1 protein-coding gene is annotated in these 725 nt (G+C 39.2%); it reads left to right on the top strand.

All coding sequences use genetic code 11. From position 1 onward, the window contains the following. Positions 1-644, top strand: a 644-nt coding sequence (locus tag ACFINC_RS10660) for a hypothetical protein (RefSeq protein WP_375617196.1), incomplete at its 5' end; no start/stop codon positions are given. Positions 645-725 lie beyond the last annotated feature (81 nt).

The raw sequence follows: 725 nt of genomic DNA, 5'->3' as shown, positions 1-725 counted from the left end.
AATATGAATTTACAGACGAAACGATTGAAGTAGGTGATTATACTCTTTATCGCATTCGTGCTTTAAGGGATTTTGCTAATGTTAAAGCGGGGGACCTCGGCGGCTTTATACATCAGGTTGCAAATTTAGCTCATAATGGTGAATGCTGGGTCGGAGGCGATGCCATGGTTTATGGGGATGCCCGTGTCTTTGATAATGCCCATGTTTTTGATAATGCAAAAATTACTGGATCTGCAAAAATTTATGAAAATGCAAGGGTCTATGGCAATGCTAGCGTGCATATTAGAGCTGAAGTTTATGGCAATGCGCAAGTATATGAGAACGCATTGATTTATGGTGATATTTTTGGACATGCTAAAGTGTATGGCAATGCAAAAATTTATGACACTATTTATGGCAAGTTTCTTGATAAAACTAGAATTTATGGCAATGCTGAGGTTTATGATAAAGCACGTGTTTTAGGAACCTCTCAAGTTTATGATAATGCCCATGTTTATGAAAACGCTACAGTTTTTGACAATGCTAGGGTTTGCGATAATGCCCATGTTTGTGGCGGTGCTATGGTCAATAGAGAAGCTAAAGTTTATGGGAATGCTATAGTGAGTGATAAAGCTAAAGTTTATGGTTGTGATACCCATGTTTAGGGCAATGCGCATGTTTCTGATAATGTTTCTGTCTGCGGTCAAATGTGGTCTAGTGACAAGGGGTGGGTTCATGGCAATGCA

It is taken from the genome of Bartonella sp. AP58NXGY (assembly GCF_042195785.1).
GTDB lineage: Bacteria > Pseudomonadota > Alphaproteobacteria > Rhizobiales > Rhizobiaceae > Bartonella.
The sequence above is the reverse complement of the archived record's forward strand: the minus strand, read 5'-3'. Positions and strand labels throughout refer to the sequence as shown.